Raw genomic sequence first — 14667 nt, 5'->3', positions numbered from 1 at the left:
CGGATTGGCGTGGGAAAGAACAAATGATTTTACGCACAGCACCGGTTTTTAACAGTTTGGCCAAGCCATAATCGCCATTGCCTGCGTTGTTGTTCACGATGACTAAGTCTTGAGTACCCAGCTCAATTAAGCCATCAATCAGTTCAGCAGGCTGACCTGCTGTACCAAAACCACCAATCATGATGGTGGAGCCATCTTTAATTTGGGATAAGGCTTCGGTTAATGAGTGAGCACTTTTATCAATCATTAGACAACTCCGTCTGTACGCTGCATAAATAAGGATGAAAACTAATGCTTAGGATGAATAGATAAGCTCAAAATTGAATCACTCAATCCCGAGTGTTTTCATTAGAATTCCTTTTGTTTATTTTTCATTTTTTTTAATTGAACATCTACTATAAAACAGTAATTTTGTTCGATCCGCAGTATTTAGGTTCGATGATCGAACAATTATTCTAATTTTTGAATATACTAGATGCATATTCAATTACTCTCAATTTTGTTTGATCAGCTCAATAAAGGTTAACTTATGCATGAGGCTAAATTAGAAGATAAGAAGATTTTGCAAAACCCAGATAACCAAAAAAATATTCGACATGAAGATTTTATCGCGGGTATTAGCAAAGGTATGGCTATTTTAGATTGTTTTGGATCTGAACGTCATCGCTTAAATATCAGTATTGCCGCTGAAAAAACAGGTATGACGCGTGCAGCAGCGCGTAGACATTTACTCACACTTGAGTATTTGGGATATTTAGAATTTGATGGGCATTATTATTATTTAGCACCTAAAATATTAAAATTTTCAGGTGCTTACCTAAGTGGTTCACAACTGCCAAAAATTTGCCAACCCCTATTAAACTTACTCACCACTCAAACATCGCTTATTTATTCAGTAATGGTCTTAGATGGTTATGAAGCAATTACCATTGCTCGAAGTGCGGCCCACCAACAAACAGATCGGGTCAATCCTTATGGACTCCATTTAGGGAATCGTTTGCCGGCACATGCAACATCAGCAGGTAAAATTTTATTGGCATATCTAGATTTAGATGAGCAAAAAAAATGGTTAGAAAAATATCCATTGAAGCGACTAACCAAATTTAGCTGCACAGACAATAATACCTTTCTAAAAATTTTAGAGGAAATTAAGGAGCAAGATTGGTGTTATTCAAGCGAAGAACATGAGCTGGGGGTACATGCGCTTGCTGTGCCCATATATGGACCGAAAGGCAATGTCGTTGCAGCATTAAATATTGTTTCGCCTACGACAAAAACGACGAAAGAATATCTAGTTCAGCAAATTATGCCTTTGCTTCTTGAAACGGCACGTGAATTACGTAATGTCATTTAGATATTTGTTCAACGCTTGTGCTGTGTGAAATCAGATAATATGAAGTGTAATAACTAATATCAAATACACTACCTCTACTGCAAATGTTCTACAAAAATTGATTCGTGTAGTATATATAAATGCTGTAGAGCTTATACTTAATGTTGATTGTAAAACCTTACGAGGGTTGAACAATTGCTAGAAAAAATGCGCCAATCGCTCTCTTTGGAAAAAAGCATTATCTAATAATCATGCCTCATTTGATCTCAAGAACAGTACGCCAATTCATAAAACTCAAAAAGTAATCATTGAACAATTTTTTAAGTCCTGTTCTTAACGCTTATAGTTAAAAACAGGACATTTAAGATTTTGAATAACAAGACTTATTGAACTTCAAATTCAATTCTACGGTTTTTCTTACGACCATCAATGGTTGTGTTATCAGCAACGGGTTGAGTTGAACCCAATCCTTCCACCGTTAAATAATCTGTTGGCACATTTTTTTCTGTTAAATACTTTTTAACGGTGGCTGCGCGTTCCTGACTAAGGATTAAATTTTTAGCTGGACTACCTGAACTATCCGTATGACCAATAACTTTAACTTTCTTGCCAGCGACTTTATTTAATGCAACTGCCATTTCATCCAAAATTTTGGTTCCTGATGCGACTAATATTGCACTTCCAGATTCAAACTCGATAATTCTATTTTTTAAAGCATCATCAATAATTTGCTGCTCTGCTTGATTCACAGACAACTGTATATTTAAGCGATATGGTATTTGAATCATATTTTGAAAATTCACTGTGGTTGGCTGAATATCATTTTGATTTAACATTTTCCCCGTTAATTCAACCTCTGTACCACGCACAGATAATTTCCCTTGTTTAACTTTCTTTAAATCTGCTGTAATGATTTTGGTTACTGAATCACTCCAGCCATTGGGTGCGGAAACTGGTTTTACTTTAATTTTATCAATGACTTGATACGATCCATAAACACTATACATTTTGGCTAAAATTGCTTGTTTACTGCTTTCATTTGGTACAACACCTTCAACCACAATGGGTTCGGCCAGTACCAAAGAACTTAAGGATACAAGAGTCAATAAAATCAGGATTTTAATTTTTTTTCTAATTATTTGTAATTTAATCATTTTTAATCAGCTATAAATGTTTGTCTAAAAAGTTTAATACCTTGATTTAAACTTAGATGGCGCTCACACAAGGACTGTTCTAAGGCCGCGAGTCCTGCATTTTGTTCTAAATAAGGATCAATCCAGTCTGCTTTTGCTAATGAAACCCAATGCTCTGAATCCATTTTTTGAGTAAATATTTCACTTAATGCAATAATATCAGCACCTTGAAATCCAAATAACAAAACAGGTGAATGGCTATGTAAAATTCCAATGAGCAATTCTACATTTTGCTTAGCAATAAAATAACTAATTAAATTGACCCAAAACGCGGCTATTTCATAGCAATAGCTTGGATTATTAATCGGTAAAATAAGGACTTTTTTTAGTCGACTGGTACCTTGTTGAATAACAGGTTGTAGCAACAAACCTAATCCAATTATAGTTTGAGAAAGTTCATAAGCAGTTATTTTCATCAATTGAGAAAATGAATGAATCGTATGATATTCATAAAATTTAGCGCTTTCTATATGCGTAAATATTTGAATTTCATTACTTAATTTACTCAATTTATCTAGCAAAATATCAGGATCATGTATTGAATGTATCACCTGATTTTTTTGCAATAAATTGATCAAGGTCTGTTTGTAGCTATAGGGTGCATACAAAATATGTTCATATGGCGTATCTACCTCTAATAAATGACTCAGTAGCATCGGAAATAGACGTCCTGAACTATCTTTGCTACTAATTAAGTTTGCTACCAGAAACTTGGTTTCTTGAGGGTTGGCAATGAAAAAATCTAATGCAGGGAGTTTTGGATAAATACGACTGAAATCTGGCGATTGCATGGCATATTCGAGTGCTTCAGTCATCCATTGATCCATTAATTGAATTAAAGTCGACTGCCCCCGTGTCTTTAAAAAATCTCCATGTGCAGGACATTTCCCATAATAAAGTGGAAAAGTTTTTATTTTATACATAATAACTCTCCCGCTTTTTTGTTGCCCTATTCCGTATTTTTTTATAGATCATGGGCGAGTTCCATTTAGATCAGCGAATACAGAGGTCGCATTTGTTTTAACTGCTGTAGCAGGCATAGGTGCTGCTTGTGCTGCTACGACACGAACCGAATTATTATTTACCACTTGATCGACCAACAGCATTCCAATATAGCCACGACTAGAGCCAATATGATCCGAAGCTCCACTGATTAAACGGAAATTTACTTTTACAGCCAAGTTAGGGTTTTGTTGATTTTTCCAAATCATTTCAAAATAACCACTGTGTTGAGTGCGCTGTGCATTATCAATTAAACGGTTAATTCCATACTCACCCGGTTCATCAAAAATCGTGTGTGTCTGCCCTTCTAAATCGATGACGGTAATACGTGCACCCGGAATAGATCCTTGATTTGGCCACACAAAATTTACCCATTGTTGCACTCCATTTTCATAGACCATACGTTGACCATCAATATCAATGGTATAAGAAAGTAATTGAGCATTTTCTAATGGATAAAACTGGAAATTTGACTGATTGACTGCTGTTGGAACAGCTGCTTGGTTTAGCTCTCCAGTTGCCATTCCATTGATGGGTGCAACATAACTTTTGAAATTCATAACAAATTGAGGGTTCAAGCTAATTCCTAAATCCTTCCATGTTTTAGACGTTAAGATATATCCGCGACGGACCACCAATGGATCAAGATAATCTTTGGCAAAACGTGCAATACTGCCATTTTCACCAAAAATTTGCCCAATTTCATTGCTCGTTGCTTGTAATGTCGCAGAAGAATTAAATGGATATTTTTGACCTAAATTATGTGTAAATGGCTGATTGGCTTGTATTGTCCATAATTTATTGATTTCATCCTGTGTTGGAATTAATAGACTATTGAATGATTGGGTGAGTGGACTCATCAATAATTTTTGTAATAACTGTTGATCAATTTCATTCAATCCAACAGACATTTTTTCATCAATTAATTTTTGTGTGCCATTAAAAACAGAATTTTGCTCATTAATCGTTTGCTTAACCAAAGTCATGGCTGTAGGACCAATATCCCCTATACTTTTTAAATCATTGAACTTGCTACGAACCTGTGCAATGGATTGCATGTATTCATCGAGCAATGATTTATTCTGTTGATCATCTCGCTTACGAACCATTTGGTAGAACATTTGGAATTCTGTTGAAATCACCCCCTGTACTTGATTTGAGGCTTGTTGGGTAGTTTTAGATTCATCGCTATTTAATACTTTACGTTTAAACCATGCCACAAAGCCTGTTTGAGGAGCAGCTAACTCTGCTTGAACGATAGGATTATCCCAGCTTGTTTCCTTAGCAATACGATTCATAACAGAACGAATAGGCGAATTTTCAGGTTCGCCTAAAATGTCAATATTGTTCGCTTGTTGTTTGAAATCATTGGTTTTTGCATAATGAATGCCATTTAAAAATTTACGCCATTCCGCTATATATTCTTGCTTATACAATTGGGTTAATTGCTTACGAATTTGGTTTGGGCTACCACTAAAAGTGAGGTCATCCGATTGTGTGCTGTTTAAAACCCAATCTTTGCTATCTGTTGGGCGATTCGCCGCCTCATCAATAGCTTTTTCTACATGTTCAGACCATGCTTTATAGGTAAATATACCGGGCAAGGCATAACTACCAAGTACGGTGTTCTGGTTATTTTGACCGACCAGTTGTTTTATAGTAAGCGCAGGAAATCGAACTGCTGCACGCATTTTAATTTCATTATAAACACGGTCACGTGCAGGTATGCCTTGAATAATAGACAATAGAACTTGACGAGTTTGATCGACAAGCAATGTATCCGACTCAAGTAATGGAAACTGACGATTATTGGCTAAAGTCATTGCATAGGATAGAATTTGCTCTGCTTTTTGCAGCATTTCGCCACGTGGCATTTGTCCACGATTAGAATCTAACCAAGAACGCCAAAAACGTGTCACTTGATCACTTAAATGACTTGAATCCATATATTGTGGATTACTCATCATCAAATAGGCTTTTAAAGCATTATAAGCATCGTGTGGGCTGGTTTCAGATGGCTCTAAATATTGTTGATTTTTAGAAACTTTTTTAATTTCCACATTGACATGATTGGCTTTTAACGTCGCTTCATTATTTTTGATATGTTGTAAATATAGGGCAATATTTTTTTGGGCGGGTTGTAAAATAACTTGCTTCACCCCTTTTAAATATTCCACTTTTAATTTTTCGCGTAGTTCATTGCCTTGATATAAACCAAAGCCAAATTTAATTGGCCGATTTTCAGAAAATTGATCCAGTTGCTGCATTCGGTCTTGTAAAATCAACAAGGCATTTAGTTGTGTTGATAATTCTTGTCCTGATTGTTTTTCTAATTGTACGACTTTGTCTAAATCTGCTTGAACATCAGCAATCAACTGTTGATTGTTACGATATGACCATACCCATATACTTAAAATAATGGATACAGCTAACAATGCCGTCATAAATGCAAGGTAACGTTGTTTTTTGCGTCTAGGATTAATATGTTGTTTGACTAAATTTTTATCTTTTAGAATCACCTCTGAAAATAAACCTTTAAGAAAATAACCATGATTCTGTGAAATAGAATTGGCTGGAATACCATTTTCATTAGTCACACTCTTGGATAAATGAAAATCCTGCGCAATTTGTTCAGTCATTGGGCTTTCAATGACACCTTCTTGTAATGCACTGGTAAAATAGAAACCACGAAATACAGGCTTGAACTGATATGGATTTTCTTCAAATAATGTGCCAATAAATGTTTTAAGTGCGGGCTTTAAGCTCTTAAATTCTAAAGGAAATGTCATTACACTGGGTGAAATATTTTGAGTATAACGTCGACTCAAGTGAGTACTACTCACCCCTTTTAGACCATCATATAAAGCAGAATAGTGTTGTTCAAACAGCTCTACCGCATTATTTGCAGCGTCTGGATCATAGGTTAATGTTGTTCCCCAAACTTGATCAAATTCATTTGCTTCGTAACATTCAAAAAACTCAGTAAATCCTGCAATTAAATCCATTTTGGAAAAGACCAAATAAACAGGTACAAAAATTTCTAAATGTTCGGTTAAGTCTTGAATACGTGCTCTTAAATTTTTAGCCAATTTAAGTGATTTTTCAGGACTTTGGCTAATCAGCTCTGCAATACTAACGATCACAATTAAGCCATTCACGGGTACTTTAGGACGCCCTTTCTTTAATAAACCCAAGAATCCTAACCACTCTGAGCGATCTTCTGCATAAACTGAATAACGTCCCGCTGTATCCAGTAAAACCCCTTCAGTTGAGAAAAACCAATCACAATTTCGCGTGCCACTTAATCCAGATGACACCATTTTTTGATGTGATTCTTCAAATGGAAATTTTAGCCCTGAATGATAAATAGCGGAACTTTTACCCGCAGCAGGATTACCAATTACCATATACCAAGGTAATTCATATAAGGCAGCATTGCCCTTTTTATCGCCCAATTTCGACTTACGAATCAATTGGATAGATTGTCTAATTTGTTGGTTTATCTGTTGTAATTCATCTTTGTCTTTTTGCTGAACATATTCTATCTGTATATTATTTTCAATGGCTTCCGCAAGTACTTCACCTTGTTTAGCATGATGATATTTTTGCATTAACCAATACATAGCATAGCCAATTAAAGCCAAAATGTAGGCTGTGAGCAAAGCCCAAAAAACATTTCGGGGAATAATATTGTATGAGGAAATCAATGCGATTAAAAAAGACAGTGCAATAATGGCTTTAGGATTCGTTACATACTGCCAGACATAACCTAAAATGGTATAAAACATGTGATTCTCGTTATTTTCTTAATTTTTATGAATATTTTAAGTAAGTTATTTTTAATTTAATTCAGTATCAGCTTGAAAAAAAGCATGCGTTGAAGCTTGATCGGCACTATATATCATTGCAGTAAACTCCTCTGGTAAATGCATACCTAGCATAAAGCTAAAAATTTTTGCTAATGATTGTGTATGTCCAAAACTTTGTTTGGGATATAAAAAATGATGTGTATCCACCGACGTCTGTGCAAAGATTTGGGTGGTTTTTTTGATGGCTTTAAGATCTGTTGCATCATCTAATATCAAAACAAAAGGATCAGACTGCTCTGTTTGCGTTACATGATTGGTTATCATCTGATGGAAAAAACTTGATAAATCATCAGCATTTAATACAACTTTCAGCATCCTAGTGACTTCTATATGATTTATTTGTGTATCTTGAGCCGAGACACACCAACTTGAGGCAAATTCTGCCGCTAAATAATGTTCGGTTCCCCACATTTGTTCATCAAGCCATGCTTGATCAATTTCAGAGTCGACATTCATCACCAACGATATTTCATCAGGTTGGGTTGCTATCTGGCCCAATAAATTCAACCAATCCTGATATGAACTTTGTTGAGCAATAAAATGATATTTAATCTGAATTTGCTGCGAAAGAATGCCCAATGATTGCATAAATTGAAGCAACATCTCACGGCTAGCTGATTCATCCCATATATCTAATAAGCTGTCTGCTAATAAGACATGGATATTCAAGTAATTTAAACGTGAAACTGGTTCAACCAACGGTTCAAAATCTTCATATTGATCAATTTTTTCATCATTTAAAGTATCCCAAGCAGGATGTATACGATACTGATAGGCAAATTCCGCATCATAAAAAAGAGCAGATCTTTTTAAATGCTCAGCCACCTGCCATAGAACTTCAGTTTGTTGCTCTAATTGCTGCTGAATTAAAGCTTTTATTCGCTGTATACGTGCATTGTCTAAATCAATATCATCGTCATATTGTGATTGTTGCAAATCATCATCAATCGCTGTAATTCTGTAGGATAGAACAGGTAAGCCATAAGCATTGGTCAAATTAGCATCCAACTCTGGACTTCTAAATTTTTTCATCTGCTCAAGAATGGTCTCATTTTCACCCAATGCACTCACAGCAAAGGAAGAAAAAATCTTTAAAGTAAGCCATTGAATCGTTTCTGCCTTTATATTATTTTTTTCTTGTTCAAGGTGATTCAATTTTTGCTGTTGTAATTGCATTTGTTGTTGTGTTTCTTTACGTTTTTTTTGATGTTGATAAACTTGATAAGTTAAATATGGTGAAAGCATTATTAGAGATAATACTGCGGGTAATAAAATAAAATACACGATTAAATCAATACTTGATGGGTCGTATTGAATATCCCGCCAATAATAAATAATGGCCATGCTTACGCAGATAAAGATACCACTAAAAGTTCCGATCAAGAGTTTAATCATAAAATACCCCCCAATAATGCATAACACGTTTCTGAGTTATGTTCAGCAGCATGTTTTGGCATTAAAAAAGCCCCCTGCATTAAACCAATTTCTGATTTAGAAGCTAAGCACAGTGGCTGTATCTGTTCTTTTTTTAGAATTAACCGTACATCGACCATTAACGTTGGACTACACCAAGTGGATAGTATTTTTTTTAGTTTATGACTCATTTTTTGTTTCGGTAAAAAGCTAAGATAGTCTTTTCTAGATAATGGGCCGACTTGTATTTCAATTTTCCCATCAATTTGTCGAATATTTTCACCACAAAAACTATTCACGCCCAATAGACTGGCATTCAAGCCGCCTAGCATTGTTTTTTGTTCATCTGCTAATTTAAATTTTTCCTCAACAAACTCTTTTATTGTGAAATTAGTTTTAAAAATACAACTCAACATAGTCATTAAAGCATAAGCCGTATTATTTTGACCTTGCATTAGCCCTGAAAATTCTGCGAAATAATCGTCTAATTCAGCGTGTTCTTGTTGTAAACTTATATAGCCATTTAAGGCATGTAAAATATCAAGATAATCATTTTCTGCTTCTATTTCATAACGCATAGGCAAATGATATGCCAAGCTTGCATCTACATATTGCGCTGTCAATTTGTGATTAAATAAACCTAGAAAGTTAATGGTTTCTACTTTTTGTTGACGACTACTTTGTTTAATTTTATGGGTATAGGTATAAGGTAAAGCACCTTGCATTCCAGTTAAACCGACCATTAAATTGGTTAAATGGATACGTTCATTTTCAAACTTAAGTGTTTCAATTTCAGAAACAGGAAAATTAAGATTTAAAGAACTATAGAATTTAAAATCATTCGCCCAATATTGTATTTTCGGTGAATCAGGTCTGTGTCGCAACAAACGTGTCGCCTGAATAAACTCATAAGATGTAGGTCTTGTAATTAAATCATCAATTACAGAAGCTTCTTGCCACCAACGTTCTGCACGCATTGGTATAACTCCTGTTGTGTATTTGAATCCGTTACGACCAGATCGACATAGCTATTCATTTGAACTTTTAAACTAAAAACATGACTTAAAAGTTGTGTGAAAACATATAGACTGTGCCCCCTAAAAATGTGTGAATCAATAAATAAACTTACCTTTACACCACGTACAAACAAAGGAAAAGGTTTCGCTTCAACCAACTTTTGTGTCAACGAAAAATCAATTTTTTTAATAGAATCAATAATGAGGTGGTTTTCTTTTAATTTAGGCAAATTATAGAGTTCTAAAAGCTCCTTAATATGACTGATAGCATCTCCTTTCATTAACGATAAAGTATTTAATGAAAGATGAGAAATAATGCGCCATTGCTCCTTTTTATTTTGATCAAAAGAATAAGATGCAGTTGGTCTTTTTAAAATAAGAGCATGCCGTGCCAAATTACTATCATTTAAGTTAAGCGTATTATTAGCTTGACTGAGTACCTCATGTGGTAAATTTCGATTGGAACATAAGAGCCGAGAACTCATAAAATCAGATTTGGTACTGTGTGGTAACAAATGTTTAGAAATAATGGAATAGCCAGTTTCAAGCAGTTTATTGGGTAATTGGGTTGAATTCAGACTATAAAAAAATTGGACATCATCTTGCTGATAATGACTCATCGCAAAGAATGGTAAAATAGGAAAAACCACCTGATCTTGATTACTTTTTTCTCGAATCATATTCATTTGAATAATAGAATAGACTTGATAAAATTCTGGATGATGTATGTCCGTGATTAATGGATATTCCAATTGTTTATGATTAATTTTTTGTGGTTCGGCTTGCTTATGAAATAAATTAACGATGGGGGTTGAAAACAATTTAAAATTCGCAATATTTAATTCTGTATAATTTTGAATACAGGCTTGATCATTTAAATTCAACTTTAAATGAATCAATAGTTCAAATTCATTTTGCTCTTGTTTTAAGTGCTTTAAAAAACTTAAATTCAGATTGAGATAATTAAATTTTTCAGCAAAACAAAAATATTCCATTAATAAGCGATAAGCATGATGGCTGTGCTGATCGATGGGTAATAAACTCTCTTGTTCCGTAAAACCAATCATTTCAAATGGGTTATTAATTTCAATAATCTGGTTGCCCATTTTTAATGAAAAACTTGTACTTTTATAAAAAATGCTATCTAAAACTTGTAAAGGAAAATTAGAAATCGCATCCAAATAAATAGGTAACTTTTCATATATTAAATGTTTATGACTTTGATTGAAAATTTCAAAGCTTAAACTCAAGGTCGCATTTTGATTCAAGTGCATATAAGCACTGGGATTGGTCTTAAAATTTAACTGGCTTAATAGAATCGGTAGTAATCGAACAGCGCGTGTCGTGGTAAATTCACATTGTACTCCTTTAAAACTACGCGACTTCAATGTTGTAGATTGAGGAATCTCATGTACTTGGTTAAGTTTTTTAACTTTATTAATATCTTCAAAACTTACGACTGAACATGCTGGAAAAGGTTTGAGATATTGAGGAAACATCACCTCAAATAATGAACGCGTGAAGACCTCGTAGCTATCAGCAAGTTTTTTATCAATACGAGCCGCTACCAATGAAAAAGCTTGAATCAAACGTTCAATGTGTGGATCATCAATTTGTTCCTGATTAAGCGATAAGCGCTGCGCAATTTTTGGATATTTTTGTGCAAATTCACGCGATTGCTGCCCAAATTCTTGTAATTGTTTTTCATAATACGGTAACAGTTCTTCAATCACAGAAAACCCACTTAAGATCGTGCCGAAATAACATATTGTTGTGTTGTTGGTTTTAATAAAGCATCAAAAATAACGGGTTCAAATAAAGGATGAATATTTAAGTATGCGTGGATGCTTAAATATAAGGCTCCCATGTTTTGACCATCGAGTAACATTTCGACTTTAATTTGCCTAAGCCTTGGTTCATGTGCAGCAATCGACTGCTCAATGGATTGACAAATTTTGTCCCGATCGTTTGGATTGGCAGTCGATAGCCCAACAAAATCAATAATTCCAAATTGTAAAATGGATTGTTTCGCCAAAGGAAACTGATCAATTAAGTGGTCCAATTTAGCCATTCGACTATTCAGTAAATCCTCTAAATCCGAGGCTATGGATTCTCGTAACTCTTGAAGATAAAGTCCTCTATCATGATGATCAGTTTCAGGTAATAAACGGTCAAATAGTGTTGTTCTAAAGCCGTAAGGATATAATTGGTCTAAATTCATATTTTACTTATTTTAAGATCAAAGATAAAAAACAGTGGCTAAGCGCTGTTAACCACTATTTTTTTCACACTGTTTTTGTCACAAAAATTATGCAGCGTATGACGCAGTATTATTAGAAAGTGACCACTTTTTAGTCACAGCACCTTTTTGCGTACCATTAATATCTTGTTGGTTATAAGTCCATTCTACTGCCGCATATTTCAAACCAAATGATTCAGTGGGTACACCTTCTTGACTTACAGTCGGTATAACATTAGAAACAAGCACATGTTTCAATTTAATTTGAAGATATTTAATCCGCTTATCACCATTCGCACGGTAAAAATCGATTTGAACTTCATCAAAGGTATAACCAGCCGAACATGCCTCCCAAAGTTTTGGGCTTGTTGCATCTAAATCTTTGACAAAAATCATATCTGAATGCTCAACACGTTCAGCAGTATGACCACCTACACTTGATGAGGTTGCTGATTTTGGTTGACGCATATTGTGTGCCCAAGAGTTCACTTCTAACCAATCTTTGTGCTCCGTATCACGAGACTCGCCATCAACTTTATACTTTCCTCGAAATTGTACATATATGTCTTTCATTTTTTAAGTTTTCCTATTTTAATTTAAAGTTATTATAAAATTGCACTCTTCTTAATGAGAGGACTGAGGTAACTCAGTAACGAGTCGTAAAGAAACGGATAACTCATCCAATTGAAAATGTGGTCTAAGAAAGACCACTGACTTGTAATGCCCAGGTTGAGCTGGGTTTTCTACAACTTTGACAGAAGCTTCACGAAGTGGATATTGTGCTTTTGCTTCCTGAGAGGCTCCATCATCTAGCAAAATATATTGTGATAACCATTCATTTAGAAACGTTTCAATATTCCCAGCAGAAGCAAAACTGCCCACTTTATCTCGCATCATGGCTTTTAAATAATGGGCAATACGAGAAACAGCCATAATATATTGAATTTGACTGGATAAAGCAGAATTGGCATTTGCTGTATCACTATCATATTTCTTCGGTTTCTGTGTCGATTGGGCACCAAAGAACGCTGCATAATCGGTATTTTTGCAATGAACCAATGGAATAAAACCTAAGTCACTGAGTTCTTTTTCTCGACGATCAGTAATGGCAATTTCAGTTGGACATTTAAAGACCACTTCCCCATCATTGGTTTTAAATGTATGTACAGGTAAACCTTCAACCAACCCACCACCTTCTACACCACGAATGGCCGCACACCAACCATGCATATCAAAGGCATTGGTTAAACGTGTTGCAAAGGCATAAGCCGCATTCATCCATAAATATTCATCATGGTTTTGACCTGAAACAGCTTCAACAAAGTTAAATCCTTCCGTCGGCGTACCATCTTTAGGATGATATGGCAGACGTCCTAATACCCGTGGCATGGTTAATGCGACATAACGGGCATCATCACTTTCACGAAATGAACGCCATTGCACGTATTCTGCCGTTTCAAATATTTTTGAAACATCACGTGGTCGATCAATATCAGTAAATGACGCTAGTCCAAGCATATTGGGACTTGTCGCAGAAATAAAAGGTGCATGTGCTGCGGCAGCAACATGAGAAATTTGTTCCAATAAATACATATCTGATGGCGTACGATCAAATTCAAAATCACCAATTAAAGTGGCATATGGTGCACCCCCAAATGAACCATACTCTTGCTCATAGATTTTTTTAAATAAAGTACTTTGGTCAAAATCTGTCGCACCCTGAAAATCTTTAGTCAGCTCTTTTTTAGTCGTATTTAACATACGAATTTTAATTAAAGCGTGTGATGGCGTTTCTTGGCAGAAATAGTATAAACCACGCCATGTCGATTCAATTTTTTGAAATTGCTCATGATGAATGATTTTGCTTAATTGGTTAGAAATTAAAGCATCAATTTCTGCAATTCGTTTATCAATAGATAGGGTCATATTTTCAGAAATAACAATAGTTCCATCCATCACTTCTTTGGCTAATTCTGCGATTAAACTTTTTGCCCGATGATGCTCTTCATCATTACGTGCAATACGACTTTGTTCCACAATGCTGTCAAGTAAAGTTAATTCTTTGTCATTGATATAGGTCGCAGTTGCAGCATGAACATTATTCATATTCTGCCTCCACGCTTAACTTACGCACTTGATCGGTATTTTGTAAAACTTCATCAAGCAAGTCTTCAAGACGTTCATTATTTGAAATTTTATTACGCAAATCTGTTAATCGTTCACGTGCTTCAACTAATTTTCGCAAAGGATCAACCTGTAAGACCACATTTTCTGGACGAAAATCTTGCATGCCATTAAAGGTTAAATTTATTGCTAGACCCCCCTGTTCTTCACTAAGCATATTTTCTACTTGGAAAGCTGCACGTGGCGCAAGAGAGGTCATGACCTCATCAATGTTATCCAAATCTACATTGATAAATTTTTTATCTTTTAATTTGGTTTTTTCTAACTCAGAAGCCGCAGAAAAATCACCCAACACTCCAATAACAAAGGGTAACTCCTTAATTTCTTTAGCATCCCCAACTTCAACATCGTAGGTTAGTTGTACACGAGGTGGACGGATTCGTTGTAATTTTTTTTGCACACTTTCACGTTTAGCCAT

At 35.0% G+C, this 14667-nt stretch carries 12 protein-coding genes; 1 reads left to right on the top strand and 11 read right to left on the bottom strand.

Annotated elements, in window-relative coordinates:
* Positions 1-247 (bottom strand): CoA-transferase (locus tag B9T24_RS16160; RefSeq protein ID WP_322853454.1); only part of this gene is annotated, 247 nt, incomplete at its 3' end.
* Between the two features lie 282 nt (positions 248-529).
* Here B9T24_RS16160 and pcaU point away from each other — a divergent pair.
* Positions 530-1354 (top strand): IclR family transcriptional regulator PcaU, encoded by an 825-nt coding sequence (pcaU, locus tag B9T24_RS16155; RefSeq protein ID WP_086166730.1) that lies wholly within the window; start codon positions 530-532, stop codon positions 1352-1354.
* A 362-nt stretch (positions 1355-1716) separates the two neighbouring features.
* Here pcaU and B9T24_RS16150 read toward each other — a convergent pair whose 3' ends face one another.
* The 10 genes from B9T24_RS16150 to tssB all read right to left on the bottom strand — a co-directional run bounded on the left by B9T24_RS16150 (position 1717) and on the right by tssB (position 14667).
* The gene (locus tag B9T24_RS16150; protein ID WP_086166729.1) at positions 1717-2487 is read right to left on the bottom strand and encodes an OmpA family protein; all 771 of its coding nucleotides are present in this window, start codon (positions 2485-2487) and stop codon (positions 1717-1719) included.
* Positions 2488-2489: 2 nt separating this feature from the next.
* Positions 2490-3449 (bottom strand): type VI secretion system-associated protein TagF, encoded by a 960-nt coding sequence (gene tagF / locus B9T24_RS16145; protein WP_086166728.1) that lies wholly within the window; start codon positions 3447-3449, stop codon positions 2490-2492.
* Positions 3450-3497: 48 nt separating this feature from the next.
* The gene (gene tssM, locus B9T24_RS16140) at positions 3498-7316 is read right to left on the bottom strand and encodes a type VI secretion system membrane subunit TssM (RefSeq protein WP_086166727.1); all 3819 of its coding nucleotides are present in this window, start codon (positions 7314-7316) and stop codon (positions 3498-3500) included.
* A gap of 51 nt (positions 7317-7367) precedes the next feature.
* Positions 7368-8792 (bottom strand): hypothetical protein, encoded by a 1425-nt coding sequence (locus tag B9T24_RS16135; protein WP_086166726.1) that lies wholly within the window; start codon positions 8790-8792, stop codon positions 7368-7370.
* Positions 8789-9787 (bottom strand): type VI secretion system baseplate subunit TssG, encoded by a 999-nt coding sequence (gene tssG, locus B9T24_RS16130; protein WP_086166725.1) that lies wholly within the window; start codon positions 9785-9787, stop codon positions 8789-8791. The genes B9T24_RS16135 and tssG overlap by 4 nt, the downstream gene beginning before the upstream one ends.
* On the bottom strand, positions 9751-11559 hold the full coding sequence (tssF, locus tag B9T24_RS16125; RefSeq protein WP_086166724.1) for a type VI secretion system baseplate subunit TssF: 1809 nt from the start codon (positions 11557-11559) through the stop codon (positions 9751-9753). The genes tssG and tssF overlap by 37 nt, the downstream gene beginning before the upstream one ends.
* An 11-nt stretch (positions 11560-11570) precedes the next feature.
* Positions 11571-12047 carry a type VI secretion system baseplate subunit TssE gene (gene tssE, locus B9T24_RS16120; protein ID WP_086166723.1) on the bottom strand — a complete coding sequence of 159 codons (477 nt, stop codon included), beginning with the start codon at positions 12045-12047 and terminating at the stop codon, positions 11571-11573.
* Positions 12048-12134: 87 nt separating this feature from the next.
* Positions 12135-12638, bottom strand: coding sequence for an Hcp family type VI secretion system effector (locus tag B9T24_RS16115; RefSeq protein WP_086166722.1), 504 nt, complete (start codon positions 12636-12638; stop codon positions 12135-12137).
* A 51-nt stretch (positions 12639-12689) separates the two neighbouring features.
* Positions 12690-14171, bottom strand: coding sequence for a type VI secretion system contractile sheath large subunit (gene tssC, locus B9T24_RS16110; protein ID WP_086166721.1), 1482 nt, complete (start codon positions 14169-14171; stop codon positions 12690-12692).
* On the bottom strand, positions 14164-14667 hold the full coding sequence (gene tssB, locus B9T24_RS16105) for a type VI secretion system contractile sheath small subunit (protein ID WP_086166720.1): 504 nt from the start codon (positions 14665-14667) through the stop codon (positions 14164-14166). The genes tssC and tssB overlap by 8 nt, the downstream gene beginning before the upstream one ends.

The sequence above is a fragment of the Acinetobacter sp. ANC 4654 genome, from assembly GCF_002135425.1.
Classification (GTDB): Bacteria; Pseudomonadota; Gammaproteobacteria; order Pseudomonadales; family Moraxellaceae; genus Acinetobacter; species Acinetobacter kyonggiensis.
This window is presented reverse-complemented; position numbering and strand designations above follow the sequence as displayed.

Excerpts from the sequence above, each read along its gene's own strand:
- tssG (WP_086166725.1), bottom strand. The coding sequence starts at position 9,787 with ATGCGTGCAGAACGTTGGTGGCAAGAAGCTTCTGTAATTGATGATTTA.
- B9T24_RS16115 (WP_086166722.1), bottom strand. The coding sequence starts at position 12,638 with ATGAAAGACATATATGTACAATTTCGAGGAAAGTATAAAGTTGATGGC.
- B9T24_RS16150 (WP_086166729.1), bottom strand. The coding sequence starts at position 2,487 with ATGATTAAATTACAAATAATTAGAAAAAAAATTAAAATCCTGATTTTA.
- tssM (WP_086166727.1), bottom strand. The coding sequence starts at position 7,316 with ATGTTTTATACCATTTTAGGTTATGTCTGGCAGTATGTAACGAATCCT.
- tagF (WP_086166728.1), bottom strand. The coding sequence starts at position 3,449 with ATGTATAAAATAAAAACTTTTCCACTTTATTATGGGAAATGTCCTGCA.
- tssB (WP_086166720.1), bottom strand. The coding sequence starts at position 14,667 with ATGGCTAAACGTGAAAGTGTGCAAAAAAAATTACAACGAATCCGTCCA.
- pcaU (WP_086166730.1), top strand. The coding sequence starts at position 530 with ATGCATGAGGCTAAATTAGAAGATAAGAAGATTTTGCAAAACCCAGAT.
- tssE (WP_086166723.1), bottom strand. The coding sequence starts at position 12,047 with ATGAATTTAGACCAATTATATCCTTACGGCTTTAGAACAACACTATTT.
- B9T24_RS16135 (WP_086166726.1), bottom strand. The coding sequence starts at position 8,792 with ATGATTAAACTCTTGATCGGAACTTTTAGTGGTATCTTTATCTGCGTA.
- tssC (WP_086166721.1), bottom strand. The coding sequence starts at position 14,171 with ATGAATAATGTTCATGCTGCAACTGCGACCTATATCAATGACAAAGAA.